We start from the raw sequence: 14440 nt of genomic DNA on the forward strand, positions 1-14440 counted from the left end.
CTTACCGAGGGCTTCCCCTGTTCTTTCCGACCTGTTTCCGGGCAGTGGCCCGGTGCCCAGGCACCGGCGGGCCCGCCCGGCTAGCATGGCGGGGTCGACGAAACCTACGGACGGGAGCTGCACAGCCATGGAACCTCGTTCCTCGGGGCTGCAACGGCTCGTACGCGAGGTCGTCAAGTTCGGGGCCGTCGGCGGTGCCGGCGTGCTCGTCAATCTCGGCGTGTTCAACCTGGTCCGGCACGTCTCGGACCTGCCGGTGGTGCGCGCCAGCATCATCGCGACCGTCGTGGCCATCGTCTTCAACTACGTCGGCTTCCGCTACTGGACGTACCGGGACCGCGAAAAGAGCGGGCGCACCAAGGAACTCACGCTGTTCCTGCTGTTCAGCGCGGTCGGCCTGGTGATCGAGAACGGCGTGCTCTACCTGGCGACCTACACCTTCGGCTGGGACAGCCCGCTGCAGAGCAACGTCTTCAAGTTCGTCGGCATCGGCGTCGCGACCCTGTTCCGGTTCTGGTCGTACCGCAGCTGGGTGTTCCGGGCCCTGCCGGCCCGGGAGACCGTGGCGAGCGCGGAATCGATCCTCAAGCAGGAGTCGAAGAAGCAGCCGCCGCGCCAGCGCGTCCCGTAGTCCCGAGCACGTCCCGTAGTCCCGAGCACGTCCCGTCCGTCCCGCACAGGCCCGCGCGGCCGCTCCGGGCCGGTCAGCGGACCATGGGCCGTTCCTGGTCCGGCTTGCGCGCGGGCGGTGTGCGCGACAGGAACAGGCCGAACACCGGGGGCTGCGCCTGGAGCAGTTCCAGCCGGCCGCCGTCGGCCTCCGCGAGGTCCCGCGCGACGGCCAGGCCGATCCCGGTGGAGTTCCGGCCGCTGATGGTGCGCTCGAAGATGCGCGCGCCGAGGTCCGCCGGCACGCCCGGCCCCTCGTCGGTGACCTCGATCACGGCCTGGTTGCCGGTGACCCGGGTGCGCAGGGCGACGGTGCCGCCCCCGTGCATGAGCGAGTTCTCGATCAGCGCGGCCAGCACCTGGGCGACCGCGCCCGGGGTGCCCACCGCCTGCAGGTGCCGCTTGCCGGAGCTGACGATGGCCCGGCCGGAGCTGCGGTAGGCGGGCCGCCACTCGGCGAGCTGCTGCTGGATGACCTCGTCCAGGTCGAAGGTGACGGCGGAGCCGGTGCGCGGGTCGCGGGAGTTCGTCAGCAGCCGCTGGACGACGTCCGTCAGCCGCTCGACCTGCGTCAGCGCGATCGTCGCCTCCTCCTTCACGGTGTCCGGGTCGTCGGTGAGGGTGATCTCCTCCAGCCGCATGGACAGCGCGGTCAGCGGCGTGCGCAGTTGGTGGGAGGCGTCCGCCGCGAGGCGCCGCTCGGCGGTCAGCATGCGCCCGATCCGCTCGGCGGAGGCGTCCAGCACATCGGCGACCCGGTCCAGCTCGGGGACGCCGTAGCGCTTGTGGCGCGGGCGCGGGTCGCCGGAGCCGAGGCGTTCGGCGGTCTCGGCGAGGTCGGTCAGCGGGGAGGCGAGCCGGTTGGCCTGCCGTACGGCGAGGAGCACGGCCGCCACCACGGCGAGCAGCGCGACCAGTCCGATGATCAGCAGGGTCCGGCCGACCTCGCGGGTCACCGCGGAGCGGGGCTCCTGCACGGTGACCGTCTCGCCCTCCTCGCCGTGCTGGGTGTAGCTGATGGTGTCGCCCTCGGGCTTGTCGCCGATCTCTATGGGCGGCTTGCCGGGCAGGCGGATGACCGCGTACTGGTCCTTGCTGACCGGGTTGCGCAGGACCTCCGCGTTGACGTGTTCCGCGGCGAGGATCCGGCTGTCCACGATGCTGGCCAGCCGCACCGCCTCCGACTCGACCCGCTCCTGGGCGCTGTTTCCGATCGTCCGCGTCTCGACGATCACGAGGGAGACACCGAAGACCGCGATCACCACGAGGACGACGGCGAGGGTGGACTGGATGAGACGTCGGCGCATGGTCCGTTACCTAAGGTGATCGCTGGGGCTGATCGCCGGGGCCCGGGCTCAGCTCTTCTCGAACCGGAAGCCGACTCCGCGCACCGTGGCGATGTACCGCGGGTTCGCCGCGTCGTCCCCGAGCTTCTTGCGCAGCCAGGAGATGTGCATGTCGAGGGTCTTGGTCGACGACCACCACGTGGTGTCCCAGACCTCGCGCATCAGCTGGTCCCGGGTCACCACCCGGCCGGCGTCCCGCACCAGCACCCGCAGCAGGTCGAACTCCTTGGCCGTGAGCTGGAGCTCCTCGTCGCCCATCCACGCCCGGTGCGACTCGACGTCGATCCGCACCCCGTGCGTGGCCGGCGGCTGCTGCGGCTCGGCGGCGCCGCGCCGCAGCAGGGCCCGCACCCGGGCGAGCAGTTCGGCGAGCCGGAAGGGCTTGGTGACGTAGTCGTCGGCGCCCGCGTCCAGGCCGACGACGGTGTCCACCTCGTCGGCCCGCGCGGTCAGGATGAGGATCGGCACGGCGTGGCCGTCGGCGCGCAGCCGGCGGGCGACCTCCAGGCCGTCCATACCGGGCAGGCCCAGGTCCAGCACGACCAGGTCGACGCCGCCCTGCATTCCGGCGTCGAGCGCGGCGGGTCCGTCCTCGCGCACCTCGACCTCGTAACCTTCCCGGCGCAGGGCGCGGGCCAGCGGCTCCGAGATGGACGCGTCGTCCTCGGCGAGCAGTACACGGGTCATGAGGTGATGGTAGACCGCCCGGGCGCGCTGCCGGGGTGTGATCGCTTCCCGGGCTTCTTACCTTGCGACCCCGCTGGTACGAACCATTGACCTGGGGATGCGATCCTGGGAGAGACCTTCGAATTCCCCCGCGCGGTTCCCGCGACACCTGTGATCCGCGTCTCAAGTCCTTCCATATCCGGCACTGTCCTGCCGTATGGTGATCTGAACGCCTGTAGTACACCGGGGACCTTTGGCGGGCACACGCTGAAGGTCTCTTTTGTGTACGGGCTGATCAAGATCAGCCTTGAAAGGAATGACCTCTGGCCGGGCTCCGGACGCTTGGAAGCGTCGCGGGGCGTGGATCCCGGTGGTCGCCGTCCGCCGCTCCGTGATCCGGAGCGGGCTCCCCCTGGGCGTGGGGGTGGACGACCGACCCGCCGGTGCCGGCCACACCCCCACCGGGCGCGCAACGCTCCAGCAGCCGCGTCCCGACCAGCAAGGAACGACCATGGCGTCCAGCCTGACGAAGGACTCGGTCCGCCCGGGCACCCCCGGTTCCGAGAAGACCTTCTTCGGCCACCCCCGCGGACTGGCCACTCTCTTCATGACCGAGATGTGGGAGCGCTTCTCCTACTACGGCATGAGGGCCCTGCTCCCGCTGTACCTGGTGGCCCCGGGTGGCCTGCACCTGAGCGCGGGCACGGCCAGCGCGATCTACGCGGTGTACCTGTCGCTCGTCTACCTGCTCGCCCTGCCCGGCGGCTGGTTCGCCGACCGTGTGCTCGGCCCCCGCAAGACGGTCGCCGTCTCGGGCATGATCATCATGCTGGGCCACCTGTGCCTGGCGCTGCCCGCCGCCGCGAGCTTCTACGTCGGCCTGGTTCTCGTCGCCATCGGTTCGGGTCTGCTGAAGGCCAACATCTCCACGATGGTCGGCCACCTCTACAACGGCCCGGAGGACCCGCGCCGGGACGGTGGCTTCACGCTCTTCTACATCGGCATCAACCTCGGTGCCTTCGTCGCGCCGCTGGTCATCGGCACCGTCGGTGAGAACGTCAACTGGCACCTGGGCTTCGCGCTGGCCGCGCTCGGCATGGCGCTGGGACTGGTCCAGTACCTGCTGGGCGGCCGCCACCTGAACCCGAAGAGCAGCGAGGTCCCGACCCCGCTGACGCCCGCCGAGAAGGCGGCCACGCTGCGCAAGGGACTGATCTGGCTGGCCGTCGCCGTGGTCTTCTACGGCGTCGTCGGCGGCACCGGCCACTTCACGCTGAACTGGGCGCTGATCCCGCTCACCCTCATCGGTCTGATCGTGCCGATCGTGGTCATCACCCGCATCCTGCGGGACAAGGACCTCGACTCCGCCGAGCGGTCGAAGGTGTCGGCGTACATCTGGTTCTTCGTGGCCGCCGCCGTGTTCTGGATGATCTACGACCAGGGTGGCTCGACGCTGTCGCTGTTCGCCGAGAAGCGGGCCGACAACACCATCCTCGGCTGGGAGTTCCCGGTCTCCTGGTACCAGTCGGTCAACCCGGTCATGATCATGGCGCTGGCGCCGGTCTTCGCCTGGCTGTGGCTGTGGCTGAACCGCCGCGGCAAGGAGCCGAGCACCATCGTGAAGTTCTCCTCCGGCCTGGTGCTGGTGGGTGCGTCCTTCTTCGTCTTCCTCGCCCCGCTGTCCATCGCGGAGGGCGGTCACAAGGCCGCGGCGATGTGGCTGGTCGCGATCTACTTCGTGCAGACCATCGGTGAGCTGACGCTGTCCCCGGTGGGTCTGTCCGTGACGACCAAGATGGCGCCGAAGAAGTACGCCTCGCAGATGATGGGCGTCTGGTTCCTCGCGGTCACCGCGGGCGACTCGGTCACCGCCCTGCTGTCCAACCCGGCCGTCGGCGGCGTCAACCTCGACAAGATGGGCTTCGTCGCCCTGGAGGCGGTCCTCGCCGTGGTCGCCGGTGTCGCGGTGTGGATGTACCGCGGCAAGGTGAAGAAGCTGATGGGCAACGTCCACTAGTCCGTGGGACCTGGCCGGGAGGGCCGCCGCACCCAGGTGGGTGCGGCGGCCCTCTTGGTGTGTGCGGGGGCGCTGGACGCCGTCGCGGTCACGGTGCGACGGCGGCCGGGGGCGGCTCGTCGTGCCGTTCCCCGCGCCCCCGGGCCGGCTATCGCGCCCTTCGTCCGGGAAGCACCGTGAAGAGCGCGCCGCCCAGCAGGATCGCCGTTCCCGAGATCAGGGCCAGGGCCTTCAGGGTGCCGTGGTCGCTCGCGCCCGTCTCGGCCAGGCCGCCGGAGCCGCTGTCACCGCCGGTCGTGGCGGTACCGGAGGAGCCGCCCGACGCCGTGGTCCCGCCGGCGGCGCCGCCGGGCTGCCCGGTGGTGTCCAGGGTGAGGGAGACCGCCGTCCTCGTCGGGGTGCAGGTCGTGGTCGTACCGAGCGCCTTGACCGTGAGGACGCCCGGCGACAGCGTCGAGGTGCCGCTGGCACCGGGCTTGTAGGTGCCGGTGAGGTCGGGGATCTCGATCGGGGCGCCGGACTTGACGGGGCTCGCGTTCGTCGGACCCTCCACGTGCACCGTGCCCTTGTCGGCGCCGCCCAGCACCACCTCCATGGACGGCTTCACGGAGTCCTTCGGGATGTCGACGGGACTGTCCATCACCGACTTCTTGAACCGCACGGTGAGGGCGTAGCTCCCGCCGTCCTTCCTCGCGTCGATCTGCACCGGTGAGGTGGCGCTCTTGTCGCCGATCGGGGTCTTGCAGGCGTACGGGACCCGCACCTCCGTGCCGGGGAAGCCGGTCTGCCCGGTGCCGCCGGTCGCCGTGGGCGTGGCCGAGCGGGTGGGCGGCGCCGTCCTCGTCGGGTGCGCGGTGGCGGTCGCCGTGCCGCCGCCCGCCGTCACCTGGATCGTCGCCGCCTTCTGCACGGTCTCCTTGGGCGTGCACCTGGTGTCCGTCGACATCGCGTTGACGGTGTACGCGTCCGGCGTCAGGGTCACCTCGCCGGCCGCCGTCAGCTTCAGGCTGCCCTTCATGTCGGACAGCACCATGTTCTGGCCCTTGGGGATGGCGGGGTTCTGCCGCGGGCCCTGCATGGCGATGTCGGCGGTCTGCGCACCGGACGCCTTCAGGACGCCGGACGGCTGGACCGAGTTCGCGGGCAGGTCGATGATGTCCGGGTTCCTGGACGCGGCCTGGACGAACTTCCACCCGATCTCCACCGTGTCCCCGGCCTTGGCCGTGGCCGGCGCGGTGATCTCGACCTTCGTGGTGCCGTCGACGGGGTCGATCCCCGCGGGCGGCACGCAGTGGGTGGCGTACGCCACCTCGGCCGCCTGCGCGGGCGCCACCATCGGGCCCAGCAGGACGCCCGCCGCACAGAGCATCAGCAGGGCGCCCGTGCTCCCGGCCGCTGTGCCTCTCCTTCGCATGCTCACGTGGGTCCCTTCGTGGTGGGAGTCGTAGGACTCGTCGGGCTGTCGTCGTGCGGTGCGCAGGACCGGCCGGCCGGGCCGCCCGGAGCGGAGTCCGGGGTGAACCACGGCAGGGCCGGAGCGGGGGCGGCCCGGGCGGCCGGGGACCCGGCGGTGCGGGAGCGCGGGAACGGCAGGCGCGGGCGCGGGGCGGGCCGGGGCGCCCGGGAGGTAGCGCCGGGGCGGTGCGGGCGGACCCGGTCCACCACGGCCATGCCGGCGCGGAACAGGGCGGCCGGCACGACCAGGCAGAGCAGGATCCAGAACAGGGTCACGCCCCAGGGCCGGCCCACGCCCCACGGCTGTTCGGCGAGCACCCGGCCGCCGTGCCGCAGCGTCACGGTGTAGTCGCCGTGCGCCCCCGCCGGCAGTTCGACCGGCAGCTCGATCCGCGCCTTCTTCCCGGGTGCCAGGGTGCCGTGCCACTGCCGTTCGTCCCACTCCGGGGCGAAGACGCCGTGCGCGGTGCCGACCTGGAACACCGGGTTCTCGATCGGGCTCGTGCCGGTGTTGCCGACGGTGAGGACGAGGGTGCGGCCGGGCGGCGCCCCGAACCAGGTCAGCAGCCCGCTGGAGCCGGTCAGCCGGGTGTCGGAGAGCACCGCCAGCCGGCCGGCGGAGCGCTCGGCGGGCAGCGGGGCCACGGGGTGTCCGGCGACCTGGAGGACGGCGTCCGCCTCGGCCGCGGCACCGGTGACGGTGGCCACGTGCACCACGCAGGGGCAGGGTACGGGGGGTTCGGCGACCGGCAGTCTCCGGCCGAAGGTGCCGTCGGCGCCGGTGGTCACGGCCCGGCCGTCACCGTTGGCGCAGGAGTTGGTGCCGCCGACGACCCCCCGGGCCGGGGTGGCCCGCCCGCACACCAGCATCATCAGCAGCGTGCGCGGCCGCCAGCCGGTCCCGCTGACGGTGACCGACCCGCCGGTGCCGGCCTGCACCGCCGACAGCTTCACCGCCGGCCGCTCCGCCGCCGCCCCCCGCTCGACCGGCCCGGCCAGGACCAGCAGCAGCGCCAGGAGCACCGCCGGCGCCCCCCGCCTCACGACACCGCTCCCGATGGCTCGCCGGCACCACGGCGTCTCCGCCGGAGCACCGCCGTGACCACCGCCACCCCGCCCGCCGTGCCGGCCACCGCGCCCCACGGGACGTAGGCCGCCGAGGTGCTCGCGGTGCCGTGTGCGCCGCCCGGTGCCGTCACCGTCAGCCGTACGCGGACCCGGTCCAGCGCCGGCCGGCCCGGCCAGGGCTCGCTGAGCGTGCGCCGGGCGCCCGGCGGCAGCCGGACCGGCAGGGGGCGCGGGGCGCGGTCCAGGACCGGGCCGAAGAGTCCGTCGGCGCGCACCGCGAGTGTGGGTACGAGGACGGTCGTACCGCGGTTGACCAGTTCGTACGTGATCCGGTCGGGGTAGACGGCCAGGTGCTCGACGGTGAGGGCGGCCAGCGCCGGACCGCCGACCCGCAACCGGACCGGCACGGCCGCGGTACGGCCGTGCGCGTCGCCCGCCACGATCGCGCCGGTGCGGTCGCCGGGCGCGGCAGCGCGCGGCACGGTCACCGTGAAGGGCACCTCGGCGCGGGTCCGGGCCGGGACGGTGAGGGCGGCGCGGGCGAGGACCGTGGGCACGCCCGTGCCGCGCAGCCGGACGGTGAGCGGAGTCCGGCCGCGGTTGGTCACGGCCACCGTGTCCTGGAGCACCGCCCCGGGCGCGCCCTCGGCGTAGAACGCGGGGCGTCCGCCGCCCGCGGGCGCGAGCGACCAGCCGCCGGACTGCGCGTGGGCGGGCTGGGCGGCGGTCGGCAGCGCGAGCGACAGGAGCAGGGTGACGAGCAGCGGCATCCGCACGGGGGGCGGCGCGGGCGGCATGGGCGGCTCCAGCGGTGGTGGCCGGACGGTTCGGCGGGCGTGCGCCGGGCGGCGGGCTGCGGCCCGGCCGGTCCCGGTCAGCGGCGGGCGGCCTGGCCGCGCCGGGTCAGCCACAGGACGCCCGCGGCGCCGGCGAGGAGAACCGTTCCGCCGAGGGTGCCGAGGGCGACCGCGGAGTCCTCGGGGCCCGTCTGCGGCAGCTGCGCGCCGGAGGAGGCACCGCCCGACGAGGAGGACGAGGGCGAGGAGGCGCCGCCCGACGAGGAGGACGAGCCGCCGGCCGCCGTCACGTCCAGGGTCAGGGACGGTTTCGGGCTGTTGGCCGGCGTGCAGGTCGTCGTCGTACCGAGCGCCTTGATGGTGAGCGTGCCCGGCGTGAAGGTCACCTTGCCGCTCTTCTTCGGCGTGTAGCTGCCGCTCAGGTCGCTGATCCTGATGGGCGTGTTCGCCGGGATCGCGGCGGCGTTGGCCGGTCCGCTGACGGCGAGCGTGCCGCTGTCGGCGCCGCCCAGCGCGATCGTGGCGCTCGGGCTCATCGCCCCCTTGCCCAGCTCGACCGGGCTGGAGGAGACGCCCTTCTGCCAGGACATGGTGATCTTGTAGCCGCTGCCGCTCTTGACGCCCTTGATGTCGATGGGCGAGACGGCGCTCTTGACGCCGATCGGGGTCTGGCACCGGTAGTCGACGTCGACGACGTCGGCATGGGCGGCCGGCGCGGCCAGCAGCACCGCCGAGCCGGCCAGGGCCGCGGCGGACGCGAGCGCGGCGGTTCGTTTCGGGTACGACACGGTCGGCCCACCCCATCCATTCCTGACGGAACATCAGATTCGGCCGTCAAGGTACGCCGGGGGCCGTGAGGTTGGAAGACGCGTCACACGCCGGAGTTGTGGCGATCCGGCGTGCGCGAGGAGACGGCGCGGGGGAGCCCGTGGGGCCCGGCGGCCACCCGGCGGTGCCGGTGCACACCGGCGCCCGGGTGGCCGTACGAGGGGTCAGGCCGGGGCGCCGAGTTCCGCCCAGACCGTCTTGCCCGGGGTACCGGGGGCGCGGAGCACCCCCCAGTCCAGGCAGAGCCGCTGCACGATGAACATGCCGTGGCCGCCGGGGCGGCCGGCGCGGTGTGGGGTGCGCGGAGCCGGCTGGCCGGCGCCCCGGTCGGAGACCTCCAGCCGGATCACCTTGTTGTCGCAGGCCAGGCGCAGCTCGTCGGGGCCCTCGGCATGCAGGCAGGCGTTGGTGACCAGTTCGGAGACGACGAGCAGCACGTCCTCGGCGGCGGCCCGCTGGTCGGCCGAGTCGGCCGGGAGCCAGCCCCACGCGTACAGCGCCTGGCGGGTGAAGTCGCGGGCGAGCGGGACCACCCCGCTCTCGCCTTCCAGGCGGAGTCTGCGGACCCGTCGCCCCTGGGTCCGCGACGTGCCGTCGGCCGCCCCGGGCGGCACGGACGACACGGACGGCGCGGCTGCCCCCGTGGCGGCACCGGTGGCCGGCGCCTCCGCTGCGGACGCCCCGGAAGCGCCGCTGGGCTCCGGGCCGCGGTCGCCCGGCGAGTAAGGCCGGGTGGTGCTCATCAGCGCTTCACCTCACCGATTCACCAGTTCAAGATTCAATAGTCCGGTCAGTAGTCCGGCCGGCGGCCGGACCTTCGGCCGGCGCCGTCGGCGCCGTCCGGTCCGTACGCCGTCCGGCGTGGTGCGCAGGTCGCCCCCGTCCCGTACGCCGGCGGGTCGTCCTGTCCCTCCGCCGCCCGGGCGGGGTCCCGTCCCGTCCGCGCGTCGGACGCGCGTTCCGTCAGGCCGTTCGCCGGCCCCCGGAGGAGCCTGCGGCCGGCAGGACGCTGCCTGCCTTCTTCTGCCCTCTCCTGCCCGGCGGATCCGACGGAACACCCCCGTATTGGACGTGACGCGGACAACGCCCTCGGAAGCCGGTGCGCGGACCGGTCCGGGCGAGGGCGGCGGCTCAGTCGGCACCGTCGGCCAGGGCCGCCTCCACGGAATCGTGGACGGTGAAGACCGCCTCGGCCCCGGTGATCTCGAACACGCGGGCCACCACCGGCAGCATTCCGGCCAGGTGGACGCCGCCTCCGGCGGCCTCCGCCTTCAGCCGGGCGCCGAGCAGGACGTTCAGCCCTGTGGAGTCGCAGAACTCCAGGCGTGAGCAGTCCACGACGAGCCGCGCGAAGCCCTTGTCCAGAAGGTCGTCGAGGGGCTCACGCAAAAGATCGGCGGTGTGGTGGTCCAGCTCGCCGGCCGGTGTCACAACGGCGCTGGAGCCCTCTTCCCGCACCTCCACCAGAAGCCGGCCCGACTGTGCGCTGCCGACCGTCCCGTGGTCCATGCCGTCTCTCTCTCCCGAGGTCGTGGCTGCTGATGCCCTCGAACATTACGCCTTCTATGCGCACTCCGACACCCGAACATCCGCACACAATCGGACATATCACATCAGAACGCACTTGCGACTCGCTCGGTGCACCGGGTAGGGCTAGTTAAGGACACACATCCCTACACGCCGGCTTCGGAGGCGCCGCACACCGCAGTGCACGTACTGGCTTCGGCAGCCTTATGCCGAGAACGATGGAGGACACCCATGTCACCCCGGCTCGACGCATCGCATACCCCGATCGCGACGTCGACACCCCCACCGGAACAACTGGATCATTTCATCGACACCCTCGACCTCCTTGAGGGACTCCCGGAGATCCCTCCGTACGACGAGATCGGCCCCGTCGACGCGCGGGCCCTGTCCAAGACCCTCTTCGAGCGGCTCGAATCGCTGGAGGAAGGGACGTACGAGCACGCGTACGTCCGCAACACCCTCGTCGAGCTGAACCTCGCGCTCGTCAAGTTCGCCGCCTCCCGCTTCCGCTCCCGCAGCGAGCCCATGGAGGACATCATCCAGGTCGGCACCATCGGCCTGATCAAGGCGATCGACCGCTTCGAACTCTCCCGCGGCGTCGAGTTCCCCACATTCGCGATGCCGACCATCATCGGTGAGATCAAACGGTTCTTCCGCGACACCTCGTGGTCCGTGCGCGTCCCGCGCCGGCTGCAGGAGCTGCGGCTCGACCTGGCCAAGGCCGGCGACGAACTGGCGCAGCAGCTGGACCGCGCCCCCACGGTCGCCGAACTCGCCGAACGCCTCGGCATCTCCAACGACGAGGTCGTCGAGGGCATGGCCGCCTCGAACGCGTACACCGCCTCCTCGCTGGACGCCCAGCCCGAGGAGGACGAGACCGAGGGCGCGCTCGCGGACCGGATCGGGTACGAGGACCACGGCCTGGAGGGCATCGAGTACATCGAGTCGCTCAAGCCGCTGATCGCCGAACTCGCACCCCGGGACCGCAAGATCCTCTCCCTGCGCTTCGTGGCGAACATGACCCAGTCGGAGATCGGCGAGGAGCTCGGCATCTCCCAGATGCACGTGTCCCGGCTGCTCTCCCGCACCCTGGTCCGGCTGCGCAAGGGGCTGACCCTGGACGAGTGACACCGGCGTCGCTCCGGAGGCGGAGAGCGGCTCGGCCGACGACGCCGGGCCGCTTCGCCGTTCCCGGAGCACAGGCCACCGGCTCACGGGTGCCCAGCACCCCAACCGTTATGCGGTTCCTCACAGAAACCTCTTTCCGCAGCCGCCGCCGTCCACCACTATGGGTCCCCAAACTGGCTGGTTTGTCAGCGGCCTTCTCGGGACGGAGGGTGTTGCATGGCCGAGGGGGACCACGCCATTGCGGGGGACCACGAGGACGCGCCGGACGCACGGCTGACCGAACTGCTGCGCTCCCCCACGTCCACGGCGTACCCGGCGTTGCAGGAGCTGCGCCGCCGGCACCACCCGGCGGTCCTCGCCTACGCCCGGCTGTGCGCGACGAGCGAGTCCGCGGCCCGCCGGCTGGCGGCGGAGACGTTCACCACGGCGGCTCGCGAGACGGCCCGGGGCGTCGACCCGCCCGTCCCCCTGCGCCACCGGCTGCTGCTCCTCACCGTGCGGCTGGCGGCGGACTGGGCGCGCGGCGAACGCTCGGCGGGCGTCGACCCGGGCCTGCTGCTGGTGCTGGCCACGGCCGGCCACCCCGAGGGCCCGACCCCACCCCTGCTCCCGGCCTTCCAGTCACTGCCGTCCCGCGCCCAGGGACTGCTCTGGTACGGCGTCCTCGACGCGGAACCCGAGGAGCGCACCGCCGCCTTCCTCGGCCTCGGCCGCGCGGACGTCTCCCACGACACCCCGCGAGCCCTCACCGCCCTGGCCCGGGCCTGCCTGCGGCACCGGCTGGCTGCGTCCGACGAGCCGCGCTGCGCGGACTTCCGGCGGCTGATCGAGGAGGCGGTACGGCCGGACGCCCCGCGCCGCAGCGCCGACCTGGACACCCATATGGCACGCTGCCCGCACTGCGCGGCCGCGTTCGAGGAGCTGCGGGCGCTGCGGGACGCACCCCGGCAGACCCTGGCCGAGGGTCTGCTGCCGTGGCGCGGAACGGCGTACCTGCGCCAGGAGGAGCGCCCCGGACCGGCCGCCGTGCCCGCGACGGCGGACACACCGGGCCGGCCGCCCCGCAGCCGCGTCCTGCTCGGCTCGGCGGCCCTGGGCGTGGCCCTGATCCCGCTCCTGGTCTTCCTGTTCAGCCCCGCGCGCTCCACCGACCGGCGCCCGGCGGCGGTAACCCCCGCGCCCTCGTCGGTGACGGTGACGGCGACGGTCTCGGTCCCCCCGACCCGCTCTCCCTCCCCGTCCCCCACGTCCAAGTCCCCGTCCCCCACGCCGACGTCACACCGCCCGGCTCCGGCCCCGCCCCGCCGCCGGACCCCCAGCCCGACGCCTCCGCCCGCCCCGCCGGGCGCCGCCTACGCCCAGGTCGTCAACCTCGCCACGGGCCGCTGCCTGGACATCCGCGACGGCGACCTGTCGAAGGGCAACGACGTCGTCACGGCCCCTTGCGACTCCTCCGCCACCCAGCGCTGGAGCGTCGACGCCTCCCTGGGCGTGCTCCGCTCGGCGGCCGACGACGATGTCTGCCTGGACAGCCGGGGCTCGGCCGACCGGGGCGTGGGCATCTGGGAATGCGACTCGGTCGACGGCCGCCACGGCGAGAACCTCCGCTTCACCGTCGACCCCGACGGCACGATCCGCCCGGCCATCGCCATCGAGACGGCGGTGACCCCGGCCGACGGCGACGGCGTGTCCCTGCGCGCCCTGTCCGACAGCCGCGGCCAGCGGTGGCGGACGGGGGCGAGGTGAGCGTCCCCGTTCTCACACCACCCGGACCCCCCGCCGCCACACCCCGCTGACCAGCGGCACGCCCGGCCGGTAGGCGAGGTGGACGTGGCTGGGCGCGTCCAGGAGCGTCAGGTCGGCGAGGGCGCCGGGAGTCAGGCGGCCGATGTCGGTGCGGCGGAGGGCGGCGGCGCCGCCGGCCGTGGCCGACCAGACCGCCTCGTCCGGGGTCATCCGCATGTCGCGCACGGCCAGCGCGATGCAGAAGGGGACGGAGGAGGTGAACGACGAGCCGGGGTTGCAGTCCGTGGAGAGGGCGACCGTCACACCGGCGTCCAGGAGGCGGCGGGCGTCCGGCCACTCGGCGCGGGTGGAGAACTCGGCGCCGGGGAGCAGGGTGGCGACCGTCGCGCTGTGGGCCAGGGCGTCCACGTCCGCGTCCGTGAGGTGGGTGCAGTGGTCGGCGCTCGCCGCGTCCAGTTCGACGGCGAGCTGCACGCCGGGGCCGTGGGAGAGCTGGTTGGCGTGGATGCGCGGGTGCAGGCCCTTCGCCTTGCCGGCGGTGAGGATCGCGCGGGCCTGGTCGCCGTCGAAGGCGCCCTGCTCGCAGAAGACGTCGATCCAGCGGGCGTGCGGCGCGCAGGCGTCCAGCATCTCGCCGGTGACCAGGGCGACATAGGCCGCCGGGTCGTCGGCGAAGTCGGGGCTGACGATGTGCGCGCCGAGGTACGTCACCTCGTCGGTGTGCTTCGCCGCCAGGCGCAGGGCGCGGGACTCGTCCTCGACGGTGAGGCCGTAGCCCGACTTGGTCTCGAACGTCGTCGTGCCCTGGCGGAGGGCCTCGTCGAGGTAACGGGTGAGGTTCGCCTCCAGTTCCGCGTCGCTCGCGGCCCGGGTGGCCGCGACCGTGGTGCGGATGCCGCCCGCCGTGTAGGAGCGGCCGGACATGCGGGCGTTGAACTCCTGCGTCCGGTCGCCCGCGAACACCAGGTGGGAGTGGGAGTCCACGAAGCCCGGCAGCACCGCCCGGCCGCCCGCGTCGACCCGGTTGTCGGTGGCGGGTGCTTTGCTGGATTCACCGGTCCACGCGATGCGGTCGCCGTCGATGACGACGGCCGCGTCCTGGACCAGACCGAGGGGGGAGCCGTCACCCAGGGAGGGGTCGTTGGTGACCAGCGTGGCGATGTTGGTGATGACGGTGCTGCTGCTCATGGTGT

13 protein-coding genes are annotated in these 14440 nt (G+C 73.1%); 4 read left to right on the forward strand and 9 right to left on the reverse strand.

What is annotated here, in order from left to right:
- Window positions 1-127: 127 nt before the first annotated feature.
- Complete coding sequence (locus tag IG05_RS0110695; RefSeq protein ID WP_030341402.1) at window positions 128-631, forward strand: GtrA family protein; 504 nt, start codon at window positions 128-130, stop codon at window positions 629-631.
- Between the two features lie 73 nt (window positions 632-704).
- Here IG05_RS0110695 and IG05_RS0110700 read toward each other — a convergent pair whose 3' ends face one another.
- Both IG05_RS0110700 and IG05_RS0110705 read right to left on the reverse strand, forming a co-directional pair.
- Window positions 705-1976 (reverse strand): ATP-binding protein, encoded by a 1272-nt coding sequence (locus tag IG05_RS0110700; RefSeq protein ID WP_030341404.1) that lies wholly within the window; start codon window positions 1974-1976, stop codon window positions 705-707.
- Between the two features lie 48 nt (window positions 1977-2024).
- On the reverse strand, window positions 2025-2702 hold the full coding sequence (locus IG05_RS0110705) for a response regulator transcription factor (RefSeq protein ID WP_030341405.1): 678 nt from the start codon (window positions 2700-2702) through the stop codon (window positions 2025-2027).
- A gap of 490 nt (window positions 2703-3192) precedes the next feature.
- On the opposite strand from IG05_RS0110705, the gene IG05_RS0110710 reads away from it, so the two are divergent.
- The gene (locus IG05_RS0110710; RefSeq protein WP_030341407.1) at window positions 3193-4698 is read left to right on the forward strand and encodes a peptide MFS transporter; all 1506 of its coding nucleotides are present in this window, start codon (window positions 3193-3195) and stop codon (window positions 4696-4698) included.
- A gap of 148 nt (window positions 4699-4846) precedes the next feature.
- Here IG05_RS0110710 and IG05_RS0110715 read toward each other — a convergent pair whose 3' ends face one another.
- The 6 genes from IG05_RS0110715 to IG05_RS0110740 form a co-directional block, all read right to left on the reverse strand.
- Window positions 4847-6067 (reverse strand): hypothetical protein, encoded by a 1221-nt coding sequence (locus tag IG05_RS0110715; protein WP_030341408.1) that lies wholly within the window; start codon window positions 6065-6067, stop codon window positions 4847-4849.
- A gap of 47 nt (window positions 6068-6114) precedes the next feature.
- Complete coding sequence (locus IG05_RS0110720) at window positions 6115-7197, reverse strand: hypothetical protein (RefSeq protein WP_030341410.1); 1083 nt, start codon at window positions 7195-7197, stop codon at window positions 6115-6117.
- Entirely contained in the window at window positions 7194-8018 is an 825-nt protein-coding gene (locus IG05_RS0110725; RefSeq protein ID WP_078894039.1) for a hypothetical protein, read from the reverse strand. Before IG05_RS0110725 ends, IG05_RS0110720 begins: the two co-directional genes overlap by 4 nt.
- A 77-nt stretch (window positions 8019-8095) precedes the next feature.
- The gene (locus tag IG05_RS0110730; RefSeq protein WP_030341413.1) at window positions 8096-8806 is read right to left on the reverse strand and encodes an LPXTG cell wall anchor domain-containing protein; all 711 of its coding nucleotides are present in this window, start codon (window positions 8804-8806) and stop codon (window positions 8096-8098) included.
- Between the two features lie 204 nt (window positions 8807-9010).
- Window positions 9011-9589 carry an ATP-binding protein gene (locus IG05_RS0110735; RefSeq protein ID WP_030341414.1) on the reverse strand — a complete coding sequence of 193 codons (579 nt, stop codon included), beginning with the start codon at window positions 9587-9589 and terminating at the stop codon, window positions 9011-9013.
- A 388-nt stretch (window positions 9590-9977) separates the two neighbouring features.
- Entirely contained in the window at window positions 9978-10355 is a 378-nt protein-coding gene (locus IG05_RS0110740; protein ID WP_030341416.1) for an STAS domain-containing protein, read from the reverse strand.
- 249 nt (window positions 10356-10604) lie between these two features.
- Between IG05_RS0110740 and IG05_RS0110745 the strand changes: the two genes are divergently transcribed.
- Both IG05_RS0110745 and IG05_RS0110750 read left to right on the forward strand, forming a co-directional pair.
- Window positions 10605-11501 (forward strand): RNA polymerase sigma factor SigF, encoded by an 897-nt coding sequence (locus tag IG05_RS0110745; protein WP_030341417.1) that lies wholly within the window; start codon window positions 10605-10607, stop codon window positions 11499-11501.
- Between the two features lie 216 nt (window positions 11502-11717).
- A complete protein-coding gene (locus IG05_RS0110750; protein ID WP_030341419.1) occupies window positions 11718-13247 on the forward strand; it encodes an RICIN domain-containing protein in 1530 nt (509 codons plus the stop codon).
- A gap of 12 nt (window positions 13248-13259) precedes the next feature.
- Here the strand turns inward: IG05_RS0110750 and hutI are convergent, their stop codons facing one another.
- Window positions 13260-14435 carry an imidazolonepropionase gene (hutI, locus tag IG05_RS0110755; RefSeq protein WP_030341421.1) on the reverse strand — a complete coding sequence of 392 codons (1176 nt, stop codon included), beginning with the start codon at window positions 14433-14435 and terminating at the stop codon, window positions 13260-13262.
- Window positions 14436-14440: the final 5 nt, after the last annotated feature.

The sequence above is a fragment of the Streptomyces sp. NRRL S-1022 genome, assembly GCF_000720135.1.
Taxonomy (GTDB): domain Bacteria; phylum Actinomycetota; class Actinomycetes; order Streptomycetales; family Streptomycetaceae; genus Streptomyces.